The following is a 20,921-nucleotide window of genomic DNA, read 5'->3' as shown; positions in this document are numbered from 1 at the left end:
AGGAAGCCCGACCATGCCCGTACCGCACCACAGATCCGGCGCCGCCCGGCTGCCGCGCACGGCCGTCGCAGGCACCGCCGTCCTCGCCGCCGCCGCGGCACTCCTGTGCGGCCCGGCCGCACTGGGCGCCGCGGCCGTACCGTCGCCCGCCGCTGCCGCCGCCGTGCCCACGGCGACCGCCGACGACGGGGCGACCGTCACCGCCGAGCACTGGCTCGACGCCCGCACCGTCGACCTCACCGTGCAGTCCCCGGCCGTCGGCGGGGCCGTGCCGGTGCGGATGATCCTGCCCACGAACTGGGCGGCGCAGCCCAACCGCACCTGGCCGGTGCTCTATCTGCTCCAGGGCGCGCACGACGACTACACCTCGTGGACCCGGGAGACCGGCATCGAGGCGTTCAGCGCCGACAAGGACATGATCACGGTCATGCCGTCGGCGGGTCCCACCGGTATACCGACCCACTGGTCGAACAACGGTCAGCCCGGCGGCGCCGACTACGAGACCTTCCAGGTCACCGAGTTGATGCAGCTGCTGCAGCGCGACTACCGGGCGGGAACCGCCCGCGCGGCGGCGGGCGTGTCCACCGGCGGCTACGGCGCGCTGGCGATGGCAGCCCGGCACCCGGGCGCCTTCAAGGCCGTGGCGTCGTACAGCGGCATCGTGGACACCACCTTCCCCGGCATCCCCACGATCGTGCTGGCGATCGTGACCCGCGAGGGGCTCAACGGGCTGACGCTGTGGGGCGATCCGTACGTCCTCAACCCGACGCTGTGGAAGAACAACAACCCCGCCCTGCAGGCCGCCGGGCTGCGCGGTACCGCGCTCTACATGTCGCAGGGCAGCGGCCTGGTCGGCGGTGGCGGCGACCCGCTCGGCGAGGGACTGGAGAGCACCCTGTGGCCGCAGGCCCAGTCCTTCTCGGTGCGGCTGCTGTTCATGGGCATCCCGGTGACGACCCACTTCTACACCGGCGGTGTGCACAACTGGTCGTCGTGGCAGGGGGAGTTCACCCGCTCCTGGCCGATGCTGGCCCATGGGCTCGGGCTGCCCTCGTAAGGACGCGCCTCGCGCGACCCACCGCCTCACCGGCGGGAGTTCAGCCGGTGAGGCCGGTGGCCCGCAGGGTGATGTTGAGCCTGCCGCCGGTCATCCCGGTGGCCGGATCGCCGGTGCCGGGACGGACCTTGGGCACGCCGTGGAAGGCGAAGCGCGACGGGCCGCCGAAGACGAACAGGTCACCGGAGGCCAACTCGACGTCCGTGTACGGCTTTCCGCGGTTCTCGGTGTTGCCGAACCGGAAGACGCAGGTGTCCCCGACGCTCAGCGACACCACCGGGGCGTCGGACCGCTCGTCCTTGTCCTGGTGCATGCCCATGGTGGCCCGGTCGTCGTAGAAGTTGACCAGCGCGGTGTCCGGCGCGTAGGCGGCGCCCGCCGCGGGGTCGCCGTACGCGTCGGCGAGCGCGCGCCTGCCCCAGTCGCCGAGCCAGCCGGGGAAGTCGGCCACCCGCGCGCCGTTCACATCCGTTGCCACACGGGAGTACGTGTACGGCCGCCAGTGCCACCCCAGACAGACCGTCCGCACCGACATCACCCCGCCGCGCGGCAGCACGGTCCGCCGCATCGGCACCGGGCCGCGCGCCCAGTCGCGGCACGCGGCGACCAGCTCGCGCTGCTCGTCGAGGGTGAGCCAGCCGGGCACGTGCACCGCCCCGGGCGCGGGTTCCGTCCGGGGCAGCGGGATCAGTGCGGTCATCCGACGGCGCCGCTCTCCAGGGTCAGCAGGCGCTGCTTGCTCTCCAGGCCGCCCGCGTAGCCCGTCAGGGTGCCGTCGGCGCCGATCACCCGGTGGCACGGCCTGAGCACCAGCACCGGGTTGCGCCCGATCGCGGTGCCCACAGCCCGCACCGCCGCGCGTGACGCCCCGATCTCCGCGGCGAGCTTGCCGTAGGTGGTCGTGGTCCCGTACGGGATCGCCTCCAGGGCCTGCCAGACCCGCTGCTGGAACGCGGTGCCGCGGACGGTCGTCTCGATGTCGAAGTGGGTACGGGTGCCGCGGAAGTACGCCCGCAGCTGGTCGGCCACCGCCGCGAGCGCGGTGTCGTCCCGCCGCCAGCCGTCCTGGACGACGGCCGCGCCCTTCTGCCCGGGCAGCGAGAGCGAGTCCACGACCACTCCGCCTCCGGGCCGCTCCTCGCCGACCAGCAGCAGTTCGCCCAGCGGGCTGTCGACTGTCGTGTAGACCTTCATCTTCTCGTCCTCTCTCCGGCTCACCCCTCTACTGTGCGGCTTCGCCCCGCGCTGAGCTGGCGGTAATCGGACAGGTAGATCGCGGGCGCGCAAGCGCCGGTCAGCGGTGGGGGAGCGGGGCACTCGCGCGCAGCATCGCGGACGTGCGGTCGAGTTCCTCGCGCACCGCCCGGCCCGCCCCGTCGGGGTCGGCGGCGGCGACGGCGGTCACCATCGCGGCCTGCGAGGCGTCACCGGGGGAGTGGTCGAGGTCGCGCAGGCCCAGCCGCTCGACCAGAGGGATCAGGCCCTCGCGCAGCGCCGGGGTGAACTCGGTGAAGAGATCGGCGAGTACGGGGTTGTGGGCGGCCGCGACGATGGTCGCGTGCAGCGCGATGTCGGCGTCCACGAACGCGCCGGAGTCGACCGCGGCCGCCGCCTGCCGGGCCGCCAGGGCGGCGCGCATGGCGGCGACGTCCGCGTCCGTGCGCCGCTCGGCGGCCAGCCGGGCGGCCTGCACTTCGAGCATCGCCCGCACCTCGTGGACATCGGTGACGGCGGCGCGGCTCAGCTTGGCCGACCAGTCCTCCACGGGCTGTGTCGCGATGACGAACACCCCCGCGCCCTGCCGGGTACGCAGCAGCCCCGCGCCGGCCAGGGCGCGGACCGCCTCGCGGACCGTCGACCGGCCGACGCCGAGCGACGCGGCGAGGGCGGTCTCACCGGGCAGCCGCGTACCGACCGGCCAGTGGCCGTCGGCGATCTGCTCGCGCAGATGCGCGGTGGCCTGTTCGACGAGCGGACTGGGACGCAGCGAACCGAGCGGCATGACGTCATCACCTCTCAGGTTGTCTGAGGAGTCGCTATTGGCCAGTCTACCCGGCATGGCGCGGCGGGGCCTCAGGGCCGGTACACCTTGCCCGGCTCCGGGGTCGCGGGGGCCAGCAGTTCGGGGACGGTGACGAAGGTGTAGCCCTGCGCGTGCAGGGCGTCGATGATCCCCGGCACCGCGGGCACCGTCCCCTGGTAGAGGTCGTGCAGCAGGATGATCCCGTCACGGTCGGCCTTGTCCAGGATCCGCTTCGTGATCAGCGCGGTGTCGGTCGTGGCGTAGTCGCTCGCGGTGTCGTTCCACAGCACCTGCGCCAGCCCCAGCTCCTTGCAGACCTTCGACACCTTCTCGTCGGTACGGCCCTGCGGCGGGCGCATCAGCGTGGGCCGGGTGCCGGTGAGCCGCTCCACCTCGGTGTCCAGGTGGTCGAGTTCGGCGCGGATCTTCTCCGGCGGGAGGTCGGTCAGCCGCGGGTGGGTCCACGAGTGGTTGCCGAGCACGTTGCCGTTCGCGGCCATCTGCTTGACCAGTTCCGGGTACTTGTCGACATGGTTGTGGCCCAGCAGGAAGAAGGTGACGCTGACCTTCTTCTCCTTGAGCACCTTCAGCAGCGCGGGAGTGTGCTCGCTGGGCCCGGCGTCGAAGGTCAGGGCTATGCACTTGGCCTTGCGGCAGTCGACCGCCCCGGCAGGCAGCGGGGAGCCGCCCTTGCCGTTGTCCGCCGCGTCGTACGCCGCGTTCCTGGCGCTCTTGGGCGACTGCGCGTCGTAGCTGGCGCAGCCGCTGAGAGTGAGGGCCAGGGCCGTGGCGGAGACGGCCGCCACGGTCGCGGAGGCCGCCTTCCGCCGGATCGCTGAGGGCTTTCGCGGCGTACGCGGCATGACGAGGTTCCTCCGGGGGCGGTGCGGTGGGGTGCGCGGGGCGCGCTGCGGGCGAAGCGCCGGGTGCGCACCCTGGGGCGCGAGCGGCGACGGGGGTCACTGTACACACCCGCTATACACGCCATGTATAGCGGGTGGGCTGCGGCGGGACCGCGCGCGGTCCCGGTCGGCACCCGTCGGCGCGGGAGCCGACGCGGGAGCCGGTACGGGAGCCGATGTGGGAGCCGGCGCAGGGCGGATGCCAACTCCGTTCACCCGTAAGCACCTTGGACGCACAGACAGACACTTCGGGCAGAACCGGTCGTGACGGATCCACTTGGCAAAGGATCTTCGCGCAAAACAGCGCGCGATCAGTCCGTCTCGGTGTGTACTAGGTCAACCCCGGGCCGCCCACCCCCGCGACCCGCCCTCCCTGCCCGTCCCCGGATCTCCCTGAGGTCGATTCGATGATCGATATACCGGACCTGGCCGTTGTCGGACTGGCCGCCGGGACCCTGTCGGCGTTCGCTCTGGGAGGCGGGTTGCTGCGCTCCGGCCGCCACCGCGCCCGGCAGCGCGAGGAGATCGCCACCCTGCGGTCCAAGCTGGACGAGGAGACCGCCGCACTCCGCTCCGAGCTGGGCGACGCCCAGCGGGAGAGCGGCCGTACCACGCGGGCGCTCACCGCGGAGGTCGTCCACCTGGCGAAGGAGCGCATCCCCGCCGAGGCGACCCGCGCCGCCCACCCACACGTCCGGGTGCCGGGGCCGCTGCACCCCGAACTCACCGGCGCCGACCTCGACTCGGGACTGCGCGACGTGCTCGCCGGGGTGCTCGCGGCCATGGCCCAGGAGCGCAAGCGCGTCGACGCCGCCGCCCGCGCCGGGATGCGCGGCGCCACCCGCGACATCCAAGCGGGCCTGTACCGGCTGCAGGACGTCCTGCGCGGACTCCAACAGCGGTACGACGACCCCGAGTTGGCCCAGACCCTCTTCGCGCTCGACCACGAGAACGAGCAGTCGCTGCGCCGCGCCCAGGTCACCGCCGTGGTGTGCGGCGCGTGGGTCGGCCTGGCCCGCGAGGAGTCGCACCTGGTCGAGGCGGTCACCGGCGGCCAGTCCCGGCTGGTCGGCTACCACCGGGTCCAGGTCAACAACCACCTGGAGGCCGGTACGGCGCTGGTCTCGCACGCCGTGGAGCCCGTCGCCATCATCGTCGCCGAACTCCTCGACAACGCGCTGCGGCACTCGGCCCCCGACACCTCGGTCGTGGTCAACCTCGAACGCGTCCACCACGGTGTGTCGGTGACCGTCGACGACGCCGGGGTCGGCATGGCCGCCGACGAACGGGCGTACGCACAGCGGATGGTGGCGGGCACCGAGCCGATCCTGCTGTCGGAACTCGGCGACCCGCCGCGCATGGGCCTGGCCGCGATCGGCCAGCTCACCCGGCGCTTCGACCTCGCGGTCGACCTGTCCTCACCGTCGCCGTACGGCGGTGTGCGGGCCGTGCTGCTGGTCAAGAGCCATCTGCTCAGCCATATCGACCCGGTGGAGAAGCCGCCCGCGGTGAGCACCCCGCGCTCCACCCGCCAGACCGCGGCCGCCACCGCGGGCCCGGCGTCACCGGCCCCGGCCTCCGACCCCGCCGTGCACGCCCGCGCCAACGGCGCCGCGGCCGACGACGGCGCGCCCGGCGCCGTACGCGGCACCCCGCACACGGCGGAGGGCTCGCCCGGCCGGCACGACGAGGACGGCGAGAACGCACACGGCGCCGCCCAGGACAGCGCCGCCCCGCAGGCCCCGGCCGACGGCGGCGCAAACGCCGACGGAAGCACGGGCGGAAGCGCCGACACTCCCGCCGACGCCGACGTGCTGCCGCAGCGCCGCCGCAGGGCCCGCGCCGCCGCGGGCGAGGCAGGGCCCGGGACCGGAGACGGGACCGCCGCACGCCCGCGCGTCCGCACCCCCGAGGAGGCCGCCGCCGCGCTGGGCGCCCTCCAGTCCGGCACCGCAGCCGCCAGAAACGCCGCCGACACCGAAGGGAACGACCCGCGATGACCAGCCGCGACACCGGCGACACCGCGTGGGTGCTGGATCCGATCCTGGAGATCCCCCACGTCAGAGCCGCCGTCCTGCTCACCAGGGACGGACTGGTCTCCGGATACTCCGAGGGCCTGTCCCAGCCCACCGCGGAGCGCACCGCCGCCATCATCAGCACCGTCCAGGGCGCCTGCCGTACGGCCGCGGCGGCCTTCGCCGACGAGAACGACGCGCAGGTACGGCAGGTGGTCGTCGAGTCCGACCACGGCTACATCCTGGTCGCGCCCACCGAGCACGGCACCTGCGTGGCCGCGTTCGGCGACCCCGAGGTGCGCCTCGACCTGCTCGCCCACCGGGTGCACTCGCAGGTCGCCAGGCTCGGCGAGAAGGCGATGACCGCCGCGCCCCGCGCGGCCGATGGCGGCACCGCGGAATGACCGGCCGCAGGAGCGGCCGTCCCCTGGTCCCCGCCTATCTGTCCACCGGCGGGGTGGCACTACCGACCCGCGACAGCCTGGAGCGGCTGTCGGTGCTCACCGGCACCGACGGGCCCATTCCGGCCGGACTCCCGGCCGCCCAGCACGCGCTGCTGGAGATGCTGGACGGCGGGTCCCTCACGGTGGTGGAGACCGCGGCCCTGCTGGAGCTGCCGTTCTCCGCCGTCCGTGTGCTCGCCGCCGAACTGACCGACCAGGGGCTGGTGACCGCCCGCCCACCGGTGCCCGTCGCCGACCTGCCAGAACCCGATCTGCTGAAGAGAGTGGCCGATGGCCTCCGCGCCCTCAAGCACTAATCGCCACCAGGACGGCGTACACCTGCCCGAGACCGCCCGTGAACTGGTGAAGATCCTGGTGGCGGGTCCGTTCGGGGTCGGCAAGACCACGCTGATCGACGCCGTCTCCGAGATCCGGCCGCTGCACACCGAGGAGCACCTCACCGAGGCCTCCGCGGGCGTCGACGACCTGGCCGGGGTGCGCGACAAGACCACCACGACCGTCGCCATCGACTTCGGCCGGATCAGCCTCAAGGGCGGGGTGGTGCTGTACCTGTTCGGCACCCCCGGGCAGGAACGCTTCCGCTCGCTGTGGGCGGACATCGCCTACGGGGCGCTGGGCGCGCTGGTGCTGGTCGACACCCGCAGGATCGACGACTCCTTCGACGTGCTGGGGCTGGTGGAGGAGACCGGCCTGCCGTACGCCGTCGCGCTCAACACCTTCCCCGACTCGCGCACGTACACCGAGGAGCAGCTGCGTACCGCCCTCGACCTGGAGCCGGGCACCCCGATGGTGAGCTGCGACGCCCGCGACACCCACTCCTCGCTCGACGCCCTGATCGCGCTCGTGCAGCACCTGATCGACCGCAACGAGAACGCCCGCTGACCGTCCCGCTTCCCCTCGCCGTCCGGAGCCCCTGGTGAAACCCTCCTCCGCACCTTCCGCCGCCGCCTCGTCGCCGGCGGCCTACCCCGCGCCCGCCGAGGCGTTCACCCTGTCGGCGCCGGTCCGGCTGTGGGAGGACGGTTTCGCCGCCGACCCGCACCGCTACTACGCGGCGCTCAAGGCCCAGGGCCCGCTCGGCTGGGCCGAACTCGCCCCGGGCGTCCCCGCGTACGTGGTCACCGACCGCCGCGCCGCCCTGGACCTGCTGCACGACCCGGAGACCTGGTCGCACGACCCGCGGCCCTGGGAGACCACGGTCGCCGAGGACGCGCCGATCCTCGGCATGATGCGCTGGCGGCCCAACACCCTCTTCGCCGACGGCGAGGAGCACATCCGCTACCGCCGCGCGCTGGTCGACGCCTTCGACCTCGTCGAGCCGCACGACCTGCGCGAGCGGGTGCACCACGCCGTCGACATCCTGGTCGGCCGCTTCGGGCCGCACGGCCGGGCCGACCTCGTCGCCGACTTCGCCCGGCCGCTGATGGCACTGGTCTTCAACAACCTCTTCGGCCTGCCCGACAGCGAGAGCGGCCGACTGGAGGCCGCGCTCGGCAAGATGATGGAGGGCGGCGCCCAAGCGGCCGAGGGCGAGGGCGAGTTCGGCGCGTACGTGCTCGGGCTGATCGCCGCCAAGAGCGAGACGCGCGGCCCCGACCTGACGAGCTGGCTGCTGGACCACCCGGTGGACCTCACCCCGGAGGAGGTCACCTGGCAGGTCTTCCTCACCCTCGGCGCGGGCCACGAACCGACCGCCAACCTCGTCTCCAACGCCCTGTCCCGGATCCTCGGCAACGCCGACTTCTACTCCACCCTCACCAGCGGCTCCCGCCCGGTCATGGACGCCGTCGTGGAGGTGCTGCGGTACGAGACGCCGCTGTCCAACTACGGCATCCACTTCGCCCGCGAGTCGCTGAGCTTCCACGGTGTGTGGGTGCAGGCCGCCGTCCCCGTCGTCATCTCGTACGGCGCTCTCGGGCACTTCTCCGAGCAGGAGTTCGGCGGCGCCCACCACCCCAACGACGCCTCCCATCTGTCGTGGTCGGCCGGTGACCACGCCTGCCCGGTCAAGCAGCACACCCTGCTGATCGCCACCGAGGCCATCGAGCGGCTCACCCAGTGGCTGCCCGACCTGGAGCCGACCACCGACCGCGCCAGCCTCACCTGGCGGCCGGGCCCGTTCCACCGGTCGCTCACCGCGCTGCCCGTCCACTTCACGCCTCGCACCCCCGACCAGCCTGGAGAGCGCACATGACCGCGTCCGCCCGAGTGGCCATCGACCCCTTCGGCAGCGACATACCGGCCGAGAGCGCCCGGCTGCGCGCCCTGGGCGGTGTGGTGGCCGTCGAACTCCCCGGCGGCATCCCCGCCTGGGCGCCCACCGGTTACGCCACCCTCAAGTCGCTGATCCTCGACCCGCGGGTCAGCAAGGACCCGCGGCAGCACTGGTCGCTCTGGCCGGAGCTGGCCGAGAACCCCGACTGGGTATGGATCCTGAGCTGGGTGGGCGTGGTCAACATGCTCTCCAGCTACGGCCCCGACCACACCCGGCTGCGCAAGCTGGTCGCCCCGAGCTTCACCGCCCGGCGGACCGAGGCGATGCGGCCCAGGGTCGAGGCGATCACCGCCCAACTGCTGGACGAGTTCGGCGAGTCCGCGGCGTCCGCCGCGGAGGCGGGCGGTCCCGTCGACCTGCGGGCCGGTTACGCGTATCCGCTGCCGCTGCGGCTGATCTGCGAACTCTTCGGCGTACCCGACGAGTTGGTGGACGCCACCGGTGTGCTGATCGCCGCCATCATGGACACCTCCGACCCGAGCCCGGAGCACGGGGCGTTCGTCCAGCAGCAGATCTTCAGCGTGCTGCCCGCGCTCATCGCGTACAAGACCGAGCACCCCGGCGACGACATGACGACCGAGCTGATCCGGGTACGGGACGAGGACGGCGACCGGCTCAGCGACGAGGAACTCGTCTACACCCTGCTGCTGGTGATCGGCGCCGGGTTCGAGACCACCGTCAACCTGATCGGCAACGCGGTGGTCGCGCTGCTCACCCACCCCGAGCAGCTCGAAGCGGTCAGGGCGGGGAAGATCGGCTGGGACGCGGTGATCGAGGAGGTGCTGCGGGTGCACCCGTCGATCGCCACTCTCCCGCTGCGGTTCGCGGTCACCGACATCACCGTCGACGGCGTCACCATCCCGGCGGGCGAGGCGATCATCACCACCTACGCCGCCGCGGGCCACGACCCGGCCCACTACGGGCCCGACGCGGACGAGTTCGACGCCGCCCGCGGCGCCGACGACCATCTGGCCTTCGGTATCGGCGTCCACCGCTGCATCGGCGCCCCGCTGGCCCGGATGGAGGCGCTGACCGCGCTGCCCGCGCTCTTCGACCGCTACCCGGGCCTGCGGCTCACCGTCGCACCGGAAGAGCTGCGCCAGGTACCGTCGTTCATCGCCTACGGCTGGCAGGAAGTGCCGGTCAGCCTGGGCGGCTGACGCACGTCATCTGCCGAGGGCCCGCCGGTCGGACACCGACCGGCGGGCCCTCGCGCGTACCGGCGCCCTCCCGTGCCGCACCTCACGCCCGGCGGGACGGGGTCAGCGACTCGCGGGTGACCTCCTCGCCGCACTCGTGGCAGACGTGGTCGATCCGCAGCGCGCTGCCGCAGGAGTGCCGGAGGGCGAGCCGGGGCTTGTCGACGATCCACTTGTCACCCCACTGGAGCAGGGCGAGCGTGACCGGGAGCAGTTCCCGGCCCGCCTGCGTGAGGTGGTACTCGTAGCGCGGCGGGTGCTCGCTGTACTGGCGGCGCTCCACCACGCCCGCGTTCTCCAGCTTGCGCAGCCGGTCCGCGAGGATGTCCCGCGAGGCGCCGGTGAAGCCCGCGATACGGGCGAAGTGATGGACGCCGTAGGTCATCTCGCGGACCGCGAGCATCGACCAGCGCTCACCGAGGACGTCCAGCGCCGCGGCGACCGAGCAGGTCCGCACCGCGACGGGCTGTTCGGCCATGCGGCCGATCGCGTCGTCTCCTTCGTCCGCGGACGTGTCGTTCGAGGTCTCCATACTCCCAGCGTAGACCCGGTCTGTTGTCTTCTCCTACTCACTGCTGGTAGCGTCGCCCGAAGTCGGTTGGAAATCACAACACACTCATCTCACTCCGGCACAGAGGGGCGTCATGACCATCCCCGAGCATGTCTCCGAGCAGCCGCCGGGCAGCACGGCCCCGGCCGACCCCGCGGCCGCCGGGGCCACCGCGGAGCCGGACGACCCGGCCGCGCGCCGGCACGCGCTGCGGGTGCTGGCCCTCGGCAGCCTCGGCGTCTTCGTCGTCTTCCTCGACACCACGATCGTGAACGTCGCCTTCGAGACGATCAGCCACAGCTTCCACACCACCACCGGCAACCTGGCCTGGGTGCTGAACGCCTACAGCCTGGTCTTCGCCGCCATGCTCATCCCGGCCGGACGGCTCGCCGACCGGTACGGCCGCAAGCGGGTCTTCCTGATCGGGATCGGCGGCTTCGCCGTGATGAGCGCCCTGTGCGGCGCCGCGCCGAACGCCGGAGTGCTGATCGCCGGACGCGCCCTGCAGGCCGTTTTCGCGGCGCTGACCGTACCGACCTCGCTGGCCCTGCTGCTGCCCGAGTTCCCGCCCGCCAGGCGGCATGTGGCCGTCGGCACCTGGGGCGCGATGGGCGCGGCCGCCGCCGCGCTCGGCCCCACCCTCGGCGCCGTGCTCACGCAGTACGCCTCCTGGCGCTGGATCTTCCTGCTCAACGTGCCGATCTGCGCGCTGATCATCGCCTTCGGCGTGCGGCTGCTGCGCGAGTCCCGCGACCCGCACGCCGAGGGGCTGCCCGACCCGGCGGGCGTGCTGCTCGTCGCGGCCATGCCCGCGCTGCTGAGCCTCGCCATCATCGAGGGCCCGTCCTGGGGCTGGTCCGACCCGCGGGTGGTCGCCGCGTTCGCGCTGTCCGCCGCGCTGCTGCCGGTCTTCCTGTGGCGCTCGGCCGCCGCCGCGCACCCCGTGATGGACCTGGCGCTGTTCAAGGTGCGGCAGTTCCGGCTGGTGAACGCCGCCACGCTGGTCTTCTCGTCCGCGTTCTACGGCATGCTGCTGAGCAACATCATCTTCCTGCAGACCGAGTGGCACTACTCGGTGCTGCGCGCGGCGCTGGCCAGCACCCCGGGCCCGGTGGTCGTCACCCTCGTCAATCGGCGCCCGTCCCGTGCTGCTCGCGGGAGCGGCGGTGTGGGCCGTCGGCGCCGCCGCCTTCGGGGTGCTCACCACCAGCACCCCGCACTGGGCCACCCACTGGCTGCCCGCGTCCGTGCTGATCGGCCTCGGTATCGGCCTGACGCTCCCGGTCCAGTCCGGCGCCGCCGTGGCGGACCTGCCGCCCGCCCGGCTCGCCGTCGGCTCCGCCATCAACTCCAGCTTCCGGCAACTCGGCGCGGTCCTCGGCATCAGCCTCTTCGTCGCCGTCCTCGGCAGCCCCACCGCGGCCACCGCCCTGCACGGCTTCCACCGCGTCTGGTGGGTCTTCGCCGCCCTCGGCCTCGCCGGCGGAGCCGTGCTGCTGACGCCCCGGCTGCGGCGTACCGAGGACACCCTGGCCGCGGCGTCCAACTGATGGATCCCTCAAGGGGGTTGGGCGGGTTGGGCGCTCCACGGCGCCCGCCGCTGGTGCTACGACGCCGCGGTGTCGCCGCCCGCCTCCTGCGCGTCCGTCTCCTCGGACAGCTTCCGCAGGGCGCGGGCGGAGGGTGAGCCGGGCTCGGCGGTGTAGATGCCCAGGACCTGGTCGGGGTCGCCGGTCGGGGTGAGTGCCTCGTAGTCGAGTTCCAGGTCACCGACCAGCGGGTGGTGGAAGCGCTTGGTGCCCGAGGTGCGGCGCAGCACGTCGTGCGCGGCCCACCAGCGGCGGAAGTCGGTGTCGTGCAGGGAGAGTTCACCGATCAGCTCGGTGAGCCGGGTGTCGTGCGGATGGTTGCCCGCGTAGAGGTGCAGTGCCGCCACGGTGCTGCGCGCGGTGCCGGGCCAGTCGGCGTACAGCTCGCGGGCCGACGGGTCGAGGAAGATGTACCGGGCCATGTTGCGCTCGCGGTGCGGCAGGGCGTCGAAGTCGGTGTAGAGGGCGCGCGCCATCCGGTTGGTGGCCAGCACGTCGGTGCGGTGGCCGACGACCAGCGCCGGGGTGTGCGGCAGCGTCTCCAGTACCCGGTACAGACCCGGCCGCACCCGCTGCGGCGGCTGCGGGTGCTTCCCGGTACGGGCGGGCCTGGCCACCGCGAAGAGATGGCCGCGTTCGGTGTCGTCCAGCCGCAGGGCGCGGGCCAGGGCGTCGAGCACGCTCTCCGAGACATTTGCCGCCCGGCCGCGCTCCAGCCGTACGTAGTAGTCGACGCTCACCCCGGCCAGCCGGGCGACCTCCTCCCGGCGCAGCCCCGGGACCCGCCGCGCGCCCGGCCCCGGGTCGAGCCCCGCCTCCGCCGGGCTGAGCCGCGCCCGGCGCGAGCGCAGGAACTCCCGCAGGTCGCTGTTGCCCTCGGCGCCCGGGGAGTCGTTCATGCTCTCCAGGCTAGGGCCTGGCGTGGGGATCGCCCCGGCGGTGAGGGGTACTGCCGGACCCCCGGTCCCGCGGACCCCGGGCGGAAGGGGGTCCCGCCCGGCCCCGTGCCGGGGGTCCCGCGGTGGTTGCCTGGAAGTACACCCCCGGAGCAGAGCAGAGAGGCAGCCCCATGACCACCCACCCCACACCCGGCACGACACCCGGCACCGCGCCCACCGCCCCCCGTTTCACCACACCCTTCACCGCCCTGTCCACCGCCGCCGAGGTGGTGGCGGGCATCGACCTCGGCGGGCGGCGCGCGGTGGTGACCGGGGCGTCGTCGGGCATCGGCGTGGAGACGGCGCGGGCGCTGGCGGGCGCGGGCGCCGAGGTCACGCTGGCGGTACGCGACACCGAGGCCGGTGAGCGGGCCGCCGCCGACATCCGCGCCGGCGACGGCGCCGCCCAGGTGCGCGTCGCCCCACTGGACCTCGCCGACCAGCGCTCGGTGGCCGCCTTCGTCGCCGGGTGGGAGGGGCCGCTGCACCTCCTGGTCAACAACGCCGGGGTGATGACCCCGCCGGAGACCCGGACACCGGAGGGCTGGGAGCTGCAGTTCGCCACCAACCACCTCGGCCACTTCGCGCTCGCCACCGGTCTGCGTCCCGCGCTCGCCGCGGCGGGCCGGGCACGGGTGGTCTCGCTCAGCTCCGTCGCCCATCTGCGCGGCGGCGTGGACTTCGACGACCCGCACTTCCGTACCCGCCCCTACGACGCGATGCGCGCCTACGAGCAGTCCAAGACGGCCACGGCGCTCTTCGCCGTCGAGGCGCACCGGCGCTGGTCGCCCGACGGCATCACCGTCAACGCGGTGCACCCCGGCGCGATCCTGTCGAACCTCACCCGGCACATGTCCGCGGAGGAACTCGACCGCGCCAAGTCCTCCGGCTATGTCTTCAAGACGCCCGAGCAGGGCGCGGCGACGTCCGTCCTGGTCGCCACCGCGCCGGGGCTCGACGGTGTCGGCGGCCGCTACTTCGAGGACTGCGCCGAGGCGCGCCCCCATGTGGAGGGAACCCCCGGCGGGGTCGCCGCCCACGCGCTCGACCCGGTCGCCGCCGCCCGGCTGTGGCAGCTCTCCCTGGACATGCTCGCCGCCGCGAGACTCTGACGCCCGGCCCCGGCTACCGCACCCCGCCCGAACGCACCGCCAGCGTGTCCAGCAGCCGGGTCAGCGAGCCGCCCAGGCCCCAGCGCTCCGCGAGCGCTTCGAGCACCTCGGGGTCGGCGGGCTCGGCCGGGAGCGCCGGATCGAAGGCGGGCAGCGGCACGTCGGTGGCGACGCGGACGACCTTGGGGGCGACGTCGAGATACGCGGCGGCGTCGGCGATGCCCCTGCGGCGGGCGGGGGTGAGCTTCGACATCGGCTCGGCGGCGGCCTCGCGGACACCGTCCAGGTCGCCGTACGCGGTGACGAGCTGGGCGGCGGTCTTCTCGCCGATGCCCTTCACCCCGGGCAGCCCGTCGCTCGGGTCGCCGCGCAGCGCCGCGAAGTCCGCGTACTGGTCGGCGCGAACGCCGTACCGCTCCAGGATGGCGTCCTCGTCGATCAGGTCGCAGTCGCCGACACCCTTGCGGGGATAGAGCACCCGGACACCCCGGGCGTCGTCCACGAGCTGGAAGAGGTCGCGGTCGCCGGTGACGATCGCGACCGGGCCCGCGGCGGCGGTGGCGAGGGTGCCGATCACGTCGTCGGCCTCGTAACCGGGCACCCCGACGCGGGTGATGCCGACCGCGTCGAGCACCGCCTCGATCACCGGCACCTGCGGGGAGAGGGTGTCCGGCACCTCCTCCACGCCCTCGGTGTCCTCGACGACGCGGTGCGACTTGTACGACGGGATCAGGTCGACCCGCCACTGCGGCCGCCAGTCGGCGTCCATGCAGGCCACCAGCGCGTCGGGGTGGTGGTCGGCGACCAGCCGGGAGATGAAGTCCAGCAGACCCCGTACCGCGTTGACGGGTGTGCCGTCGGGCGCTCTGACCGACTCCGGGACGCCGAAGTAGGCGCGGAAGTACAGGCTCGCGGTGTCGAGCAGCAGCAGGGTGCCGCCGTGCGGGCCGGGCGGGACGGGGGCTTCGGGCGTGTCGTCAGTCACGGCGCCAGCATGGCACGCGGGTCCGACAGCGCGCCGTACGGTGGGCGGGTGACTGGGAGTCGTTTCGCCGTGCGCCGGGTGGTCTCGCTCGTGCCCTCGCTGACCGAGGCGGTCGCCGCCACCGCACCCGGGCTGCTGGTCGGCGCCACCGACTGGTGCAGCCATCCGGCGGACCTCGCCGTGGTGCGGATCGGCGGTACGAAGAACCCCGACGTCCCCGCGATCGCCGCCCTCGCGCCCGACCTGGTGATCGCCAACGAGGAGGAGAACCGCCCGCAGGACCTCGACGCGCTGCGGGCCGCCGGGCTGCGCGTGCTGGTAACCGAAGTACGCACCCTGGACCAGGCGTTCGCCGAGCTGGAGCGGGTGCTCGTGGAGGGCTGCGGGGCGCCGCGGCCCGGCTGGCTCGACGCGGCGCGATCCGCGTGGCGGGAGGTGGCCGCGCCGCCGGTGACCCGGCTGGCCGTGGTGCCGATCTGGCGGCGGCCGTGGATGGTGCTCGGCCGGGACACCTTCGCGGGGGACCTGCTCGCGCGGCTCGGGGTGGCCCACGCCTACGCCGGGCACCAGGAGCGCTATCCGCGCGTCCCCGTCGAGGAGTTGCGGGCCTCGGGCGCCGACCTGGTCGTCCTCCCCGACGAGCCGTACCGCTTCACCGCGGACGACGGCCCCGAGGCGTTCCCCGGGCTGCCCGCGGCCCTGGTCAGCGGCCGCCACCTCACCTGGTACGGCCCCTCGCTGGCCGAGGCGCCCGAGGTCATCGGGCGGGCGCTGCGAGCAGCCCGCCCCTGACCGCGCCGTGCAGCGTACGGGCGCCCGCCGTCGCCCAGGCCACGGCGAGCAGCACGTACAGCCCCACCGCGAGCCAGGTCAGCGCGTGCAGACCGGTGTGCCGGGCCAGGCTCGCCGCGCCGGTCACACAGGTACCGACGGGGAAGGTGAACGCCCACCAGGTCATCGCGAACCCCATCCCGCGCCGCGCCGCCCGCACCACCATCGCGGCCGCCACCGCCAGCCACAGCAGCGCGAAGCCCATCACCGGCACCCCGTAGAGCACCGCGAAACCGCGCAGCGCCTCCGTGTACGGGGCGGGCACCGTGCCGCGGGCCGCGTCCGCGATCTGGCCGACCGCGGTGGTGGACTGCCCGAGCGGGCCCAGGACCAGGAACAGCGCCGGGGTGAGCGCCAGCGGCAGCGGACCGCCGCCGACCAGCCGGGACCACACCAGCGGCAGCATCATCAAGGTGGCCAGCAGGCTCATCCCGAACATCGCGAAGCAGCCCAGCAGCAGCGCCTCGCGGGCCTGCGTGGCGCCCGCCGGGAGGTGGGCGGCCAGCGCGGGGCCGGTCGCCGCCGCGACCATCGGCGCCACCACCGGCAGCAGCCACACCGGCGACGCGTCGCCCGGCGTGACGCGGTGCCGTACGACCATCAGATACGGCACCGCGGCCGCCACCAGCAGCGCGGTGGCGGCGCCGAGGCCCCACAAGGTCGCGTCCACGGCCACCGCGGCGCGCTCACCGATCACCCGCGAGCCCACCGACAGCGTCCCGGCGCCCACCGCCAGCAGCGCCATCGGCATACAGCCCTGGAACGGCGCCACGGCCGGGTCCAGCAGATGCCGCCGCGCCTGGTCGCCGTGGAAGGCCCAGTGCCCGGCCCGCGCCGCCACCACCGCGACCAGCAGCGCCGCCGACAGCGCCCACACCACGGTGCAGGCCGCACGCAGCCAGCCGGGGCAACCGGGCAGCGCCGCCCCCGCGTTCGCCACGATCGCGGTCCCCATCACGGTGGCGTACCAGTTCGGCCCCACCTGCCGGAGCAGGGCGACGGGCCCGCCGCCCGGTGCCACGAGCGGTCGTGCGGACGGCTGGGCGGGCTGCGGCGTGAACGCGGTGGTGGCGGTGGTCATGCACCGACCTTCGCGCGCCGCGCGGGCGCCGGGTAGACGGCGCTCGGCTATGAGGGCATAAGCTGCGGTTATGACCGAGCCCGGCGATCCGTCAGCCCACCCGCCGCTCGCCGGGCGGGTGCCCGAGCTCGGCGCGATGGAACTGCTGCTCGCCGTCGGGCGGTTGGGCAGCCTGGGGCGGGCCGCGCGGGAGCTGGGGATCAGCCAGCCCGCGGCCAGTGGGCGGCTGCGGGCGCTGGAGCGGCAGCTCGGGGTGGCGCTGGTCCGCCGCTCGCCCGGCGGCTCGCGGCTCACCGACGAGGGTGCGCTGGTCAGCGAGTGGGCCCGCAAGGTGCTGGAGGCGGCCGAGGCGTTCGACGCCGGGGCGCGGGCACTGCGCGGCAGACGTGACTCACGGCTGCGGGTCGCGGCCAGCATGACGGTGGCCGAGTACCTGCTGCCCGGCTGGCTGATCGCGCTGCACCACAGGCACCCCGGGACCGCGGTGTCGCTCGCCGCGGGCAACACCGTCGCCGTGGCCCAGCAGGTGGTGGCGGGGGAGGCCGACCTCGGTTTCGTGGAGGGCGTGGACGTGCCCGCGGGGCTCGACGCGGTCGTCATCGGCCACGACCGGCTGCTGGTCGTGGCGGCCCCCGCGCACCCCTGGGCCCGCCGCCGCACCCCGGTGACCGCGGCCGAACTGGCCGCGACCCCGCTCGTGCTGCGCGAGACCGGCTCCGGCACCCGGCAGGTGCTCGACGCGGGCCTCGCCGCGTACGGCGGCGCCGCCGTGCCCGTGCTCGAACTCGCCTCCACCACCGCGGTCAAGGCCGCCACCGTCAGCGGCGCCGGACCCGCCGTCCTCAGCGAACTCGCCGTCGTCGAGGAACTCGCCGCCCACCGCCTCGTGGCCGTCCCCGTCACCGGCCTCGAACTCCGCCGCGCCCTCCGCGCCGTCTGGGCCTCCGGCCACCGCCCTGCGGGACCGGCGCGGGATTTGCTGGCACTGACGGTACGGGCGGAAGGGTGAGGGGGTAGGGGGGCGGGGTATCGGCGCGGGGTTGGGGGAGCGGGACGTGGGAGCTGTCTTCCGTGGGGGGCACCGCCCTTTCCCCTATTTTGCCGCCCTCTCGCCTCCGGCGGCTTAGACCCGGTGTCGACAGTCGATCGTGCTCGATCCCCTCGTTCCTCGGGGAACTCCGCGCGTTCTCCCTTTCGACACCGGCGCCGCCTTTGGCTCGCTGGCTACATCGCGGCAACGCACCTCGTAGAGGCGCCGAACCGGGGTGCCGAACGGGGCGCCGAAGGGGGGCGCCGGGTCGGGCCCCGAAGGGGCGCGGGGAACTGCGCGAGCGACCCGCCACCGGCGGGTGGTCCCGGAAGCGACCGCGAGTGGCAGCCCGGGGGGCAAAAATAGGCAACCCCCTTTACGGGATTCTCATGCACGGGCCATAAGGTGACCGCCGTGACGACGACGACCCCGCCCGGCTGGTATCCAGAACCCGGGAACACAGGCAACGGCCCGGCCATGGAACGCTGGTGGGACGGAAGCGCGTGGACGGAGTACACGAGGACGGCTCCAGGGCTGCCCGCTCCGCAGCAGTATCCGTACCCGTACCCCGGTGGGGATGTGATCGCCTCGCCGGGAGGGGGCGGCGGTCGGCGTACGGGTGCGGTGGTGATCGCCATCGTGGCGGCGCTGGTGCTGATCGGCGGCGTGGTCGCCGGGATCATGGTGCTGGGCAAGAGTGACGACGGCAAGGACAAGGCGAGCAAGCCGGGGCCGAGCGCCAGCACTCCGCAGCACAAGGGGCATGTGCCGGTGTCGCCCGGCGCGCCCACGCCCAGCACGCCGCAGGGCCGGGGCGACGGGAGCAAGGCCGTCGACGCGTACGACGGGATAAGCCTGCCGGTGCTGGCCGACTGGACCGGCACCTCGGGCTCCAACGGCATAGGCGCCAACGTGGTGACCGGCGGCTACCCGTGCCCCGGCGACTCCAGCCAGGACTGCGTGCGCGGCGGCGCGTTCGCCGAGCCCGCGCAGGCGCTGAAGCTCACCGCGACCACCCCGGAGGCGGCCGCCAAGGCGGACATCGCGCCCAACGCGGCCAACTCCTACAGCACCGACATCTACGGGGGGACCACCTCGCACCAGCAGGTGCTGTCCGCTCCCGTCACCGTCGCCGGGCAGCAGGGGTACCTGGTGCGCTGGAAGCTCGCCACCAAGTCCGGCACCAACGGCTACGTCGAGTCGCTGGTCTTCCCGTCGCCCTCCAACGCCAAGCACCTCGTCGTGGTCCGCTTCGGGTTCGACATCGGCCCGCAGGCGCCGGCCGTCGAGGTGATGGACCAGATCACCCAGGGCATCAAGGCCGACTCCAGCGGCGGCACCCCCGGCACCCCGGGCACGGGCGTCTGAGCCCCGGCCGCCGGGACATGTGACGACGGGCGGCACGGCCACGGGGCCGCGCCGCCCGTCGGGCCGGTCACAGATACGTCTTGCCCTCGCCGCGGTACGTCGGCACGGTCGCCGTCACCCGGTCGCCCTCGACCAGGTGCAGTTCGGCGAAGCGCTCGCACAGCTCACCGGCCTTCGCGTGCCGGAACCACACCTTGTCGCCGATCAGCAGGTCGTCGGCGGCCGTCCCGAGCAGCGGGGTCTGCACCTCGCCAGGACCCTCCTGCGGGTCGTAGCGCAGCCCCTCCGGCAGATACGGCACCGGGAGCCGGTCGGCGCCCGGCGCGCCCGAGGCGGGGTAGCCGCCGCCCAGCACGGTCACCACACCCACGCCGGGGCGGCGGACCACCGGCTGCGCGAAGAGCGCGGCCGGACGGCCCGTGAACGACGTGTAGTTGTCGAACAGCCGCGGCACATAGAGCCCGGAGCCCGCCGCGATCTCCGTGACCGCGTCCTCCGCGGCCGTGCTCTGCACGCTGCCGGTGCCGCCACCGTTGACGAACTCCAGGTCCGGCACCACCGCGCGGACCGCGCGTACCGCCTCGGCGCGGCGCGCCGCCAGCTCCTTTCGGGCCGCCGACTGCATCAGCCGTATCGCCCGGGACCGCAGCGGGCGGCCCGCCAGGGTGTCGCCGACACCCGCCACATGCCCCTCGTAGGCCATGATCCCCACCACCCGGAAGCCGGGCCGGGCGCTGACCGTACGGGCCAGGGCGGCCATCCGCTCCGGGGAGTGCAGCGGGGAGCGCAGTGCGCCGACGCGCAGCTTTCCGCCGAACTTCCGCAGGGAGGTGTCCAGTTCGAGGCAGACCCGGATCGTCTCGGTGCCCGAGGCGCGGGCCGCGTCGATCAGGTCGAGCTGGGCCACGTCGTCGACCATCACGGTCACGGCGGCGGCCAGCTTGGGGTCCCCGGCCAGCTCGGCGAAGCCGTCCCGGTCCGCGGAGGGGTAGGCCAGCAGCACGTCCGTGAAGCCCGCGCGGGCCAGCCACACCGACTCGGCGAGCGTGAAGGACATCACTCCGGCGAAACCGTCGAAGGCCAGGACGCGTTCGAGCAGGGCGCGGCAGCGCACCGACTTGGAGGCCACCCGTACGGGCTTGCCGCCCGCGCGGCGGACCAGGTCCGCGGCGTTGGCGTCGAAGGCCGCCAGGTCCACGATCGCCACCGGGGCGTCGAGATGGGCGGTGGCCCGGTCGTACCGGGCCCGGTCGGCTGCGCGCTCTGACATGTCGGCAGCTTGCCAGACCCCGGCTACCGAGCGGTAGGGGCCGGGAGGACGGCCCGTGGGGGCAAGGGGGCCGGTCAACACCGTAGAGTGACGCGGAAACCGTGGACGGACAGGTCACAGGGGGGCGTCGGTGAGTACCGGAGTGGACAACGGGGGAGGCTCCGCGTCTCCGTTCCCCTCACTCCAGCCGAGAACCCCCCAGCCACGCCCGTCGGCCCCGCCCCCGCCCGCC

At 73.9% G+C, this 20,921-nt stretch carries 21 protein-coding genes; 12 read left to right on the top strand and 9 right to left on the bottom strand.

All coding sequences use genetic code 11. The features are described from left to right. The first annotated feature begins 13 nt into the window (after positions 1-13). Positions 14-1,057, top strand: a complete 1,044-nt coding sequence (locus AB0M29_RS17415; RefSeq protein ID WP_365383362.1) for an alpha/beta hydrolase-fold protein — start codon at positions 14-16, stop codon at positions 1,055-1,057. Positions 1,058-1,097: 40 nt separating this feature from the next. On the opposite strand, the gene AB0M29_RS17410 is transcribed toward AB0M29_RS17415, so the two are convergent. The 4 genes from AB0M29_RS17410 to AB0M29_RS17395 all read right to left on the bottom strand — a co-directional run bounded on the left by AB0M29_RS17410 (position 1,098) and on the right by AB0M29_RS17395 (position 3,943). Further along, positions 1,098-1,757, bottom strand: a complete 660-nt coding sequence (locus tag AB0M29_RS17410) for an alpha-ketoglutarate-dependent dioxygenase AlkB (RefSeq protein ID WP_365383360.1) — start codon at positions 1,755-1,757, stop codon at positions 1,098-1,100. Continuing rightward, complete coding sequence (locus AB0M29_RS17405) at positions 1,754-2,251, bottom strand: methylated-DNA--[protein]-cysteine S-methyltransferase (protein ID WP_365383394.1); 498 nt, start codon at positions 2,249-2,251, stop codon at positions 1,754-1,756. The genes AB0M29_RS17410 and AB0M29_RS17405 overlap by 4 nt, the downstream gene beginning before the upstream one ends. A gap of 100 nt (positions 2,252-2,351) precedes the next feature. Beyond that, positions 2,352-3,059, bottom strand: a complete 708-nt coding sequence (locus AB0M29_RS17400; protein ID WP_365383358.1) for an FCD domain-containing protein — start codon at positions 3,057-3,059, stop codon at positions 2,352-2,354. Between the two features lie 71 nt (positions 3,060-3,130). Continuing rightward, positions 3,131-3,943: a polysaccharide deacetylase family protein gene (locus AB0M29_RS17395; protein WP_365383357.1), complete on the bottom strand. Its 813-nt coding sequence runs from the start codon at positions 3,941-3,943 to the stop codon at positions 3,131-3,133. 446 nt (positions 3,944-4,389) lie between these two features. Here AB0M29_RS17395 and AB0M29_RS17390 point away from each other — a divergent pair, with 446 nt between their 5' ends. The 6 genes from AB0M29_RS17390 (at position 4,390) to AB0M29_RS17365 (ending at position 9,896) form a co-directional block, all read left to right on the top strand. After that, entirely contained in the window at positions 4,390-5,982 is a 1,593-nt protein-coding gene (locus AB0M29_RS17390; protein WP_365383355.1) for an ATP-binding protein, read from the top strand. Next, complete coding sequence (locus tag AB0M29_RS17385; protein WP_365383353.1) at positions 5,979-6,401, top strand: roadblock/LC7 domain-containing protein; 423 nt, start codon at positions 5,979-5,981, stop codon at positions 6,399-6,401. Before AB0M29_RS17390 ends, AB0M29_RS17385 begins: the two co-directional genes overlap by 4 nt. Further along, entirely contained in the window at positions 6,398-6,757 is a 360-nt protein-coding gene (locus AB0M29_RS17380; RefSeq protein ID WP_365383351.1) for a DUF742 domain-containing protein, read from the top strand. The genes AB0M29_RS17385 and AB0M29_RS17380 overlap by 4 nt, the downstream gene beginning before the upstream one ends. Further along, positions 6,732-7,343 (top strand): ATP/GTP-binding protein, encoded by a 612-nt coding sequence (locus tag AB0M29_RS17375; RefSeq protein WP_365383349.1) that lies wholly within the window; start codon positions 6,732-6,734, stop codon positions 7,341-7,343. Before AB0M29_RS17380 ends, AB0M29_RS17375 begins: the two co-directional genes overlap by 26 nt. A 109-nt stretch (positions 7,344-7,452) precedes the next feature. Then, the gene (locus tag AB0M29_RS17370) at positions 7,453-8,655 is read left to right on the top strand and encodes a cytochrome P450 (protein WP_365383392.1); all 1,203 of its coding nucleotides are present in this window, start codon (positions 7,453-7,455) and stop codon (positions 8,653-8,655) included. Then, a complete protein-coding gene (locus AB0M29_RS17365; protein WP_365383348.1) occupies positions 8,652-9,896 on the top strand; it encodes a cytochrome P450 in 1,245 nt (414 codons plus the stop codon). The genes AB0M29_RS17370 and AB0M29_RS17365 overlap by 4 nt, the downstream gene beginning before the upstream one ends. Before the next feature lie 82 nt (positions 9,897-9,978). On the opposite strand, the gene AB0M29_RS17360 is transcribed toward AB0M29_RS17365, so the two are convergent. Next, positions 9,979-10,467 carry a helix-turn-helix domain-containing protein gene (locus tag AB0M29_RS17360; RefSeq protein ID WP_365383346.1) on the bottom strand — a complete coding sequence of 163 codons (489 nt, stop codon included), beginning with the start codon at positions 10,465-10,467 and terminating at the stop codon, positions 9,979-9,981. 112 nt (positions 10,468-10,579) lie between these two features. Between AB0M29_RS17360 and AB0M29_RS17355 the strand changes: the two genes are divergently transcribed. Beyond that, complete coding sequence (locus AB0M29_RS17355; RefSeq protein WP_365383344.1) at positions 10,580-12,172, top strand: MFS transporter; 1,593 nt, start codon at positions 10,580-10,582, stop codon at positions 12,170-12,172. Here AB0M29_RS17355 and AB0M29_RS17350 read toward each other — a convergent pair. Beyond that, the gene (locus tag AB0M29_RS17350; protein ID WP_365383342.1) at positions 12,092-12,973 is read right to left on the bottom strand and encodes a helix-turn-helix transcriptional regulator; all 882 of its coding nucleotides are present in this window, start codon (positions 12,971-12,973) and stop codon (positions 12,092-12,094) included. The genes AB0M29_RS17355 and AB0M29_RS17350 overlap by 81 nt on opposite strands. Before the next feature lie 170 nt (positions 12,974-13,143). Between AB0M29_RS17350 and AB0M29_RS17345 the strand changes: the two genes are divergently transcribed. Further along, positions 13,144-14,124: an SDR family NAD(P)-dependent oxidoreductase gene (locus tag AB0M29_RS17345; RefSeq protein ID WP_365383341.1), complete on the top strand. Its 981-nt coding sequence runs from the start codon at positions 13,144-13,146 to the stop codon at positions 14,122-14,124. Between the two features lie 13 nt (positions 14,125-14,137). On the opposite strand, the gene AB0M29_RS17340 is transcribed toward AB0M29_RS17345, so the two are convergent. Next, the gene (locus AB0M29_RS17340) at positions 14,138-15,052 is read right to left on the bottom strand and encodes a 5'-3' exonuclease H3TH domain-containing protein (protein WP_365383390.1); all 915 of its coding nucleotides are present in this window, start codon (positions 15,050-15,052) and stop codon (positions 14,138-14,140) included. Between the two features lie 105 nt (positions 15,053-15,157). Here AB0M29_RS17340 and AB0M29_RS17335 point away from each other — a divergent pair, with 105 nt between their 5' ends. Next, the gene (locus AB0M29_RS17335; protein ID WP_365383339.1) at positions 15,158-15,901 is read left to right on the top strand and encodes a helical backbone metal receptor; all 744 of its coding nucleotides are present in this window, start codon (positions 15,158-15,160) and stop codon (positions 15,899-15,901) included. Here the strand turns inward: AB0M29_RS17335 and AB0M29_RS17330 are convergent. Continuing rightward, on the bottom strand, positions 15,867-17,021 hold the full coding sequence (locus tag AB0M29_RS17330; protein WP_365383337.1) for a TDT family transporter: 1,155 nt from the start codon (positions 17,019-17,021) through the stop codon (positions 15,867-15,869). The genes AB0M29_RS17335 and AB0M29_RS17330 overlap by 35 nt on opposite strands. 70 nt (positions 17,022-17,091) lie before the next feature. Between AB0M29_RS17330 and AB0M29_RS17325 the strand changes: the two genes are divergently transcribed. Then, positions 17,092-18,030: a LysR family transcriptional regulator gene (locus tag AB0M29_RS17325; protein WP_365383336.1), complete on the top strand. Its 939-nt coding sequence runs from the start codon at positions 17,092-17,094 to the stop codon at positions 18,028-18,030. Between the two features lie 435 nt (positions 18,031-18,465). Further along, positions 18,466-19,419 (top strand): DUF2510 domain-containing protein, encoded by a 954-nt coding sequence (locus AB0M29_RS17320; protein ID WP_365383334.1) that lies wholly within the window; start codon positions 18,466-18,468, stop codon positions 19,417-19,419. A 67-nt stretch (positions 19,420-19,486) separates the two neighbouring features. On the opposite strand, the gene AB0M29_RS17315 is transcribed toward AB0M29_RS17320, so the two are convergent. After that, complete coding sequence (locus tag AB0M29_RS17315) at positions 19,487-20,689, bottom strand: amino acid deaminase/aldolase (protein ID WP_365383332.1); 1,203 nt, start codon at positions 20,687-20,689, stop codon at positions 19,487-19,489. Positions 20,690-20,921: the final 232 nt, after the last annotated feature.

It is taken from the genome of Streptomyces sp. NPDC051976 (assembly GCF_040680795.1).
In the GTDB taxonomy this organism is placed as follows: Bacteria; Actinomycetota; Actinomycetes; order Streptomycetales; family Streptomycetaceae; genus Actinacidiphila.
This window is presented reverse-complemented; position numbering and strand designations above follow the sequence as displayed.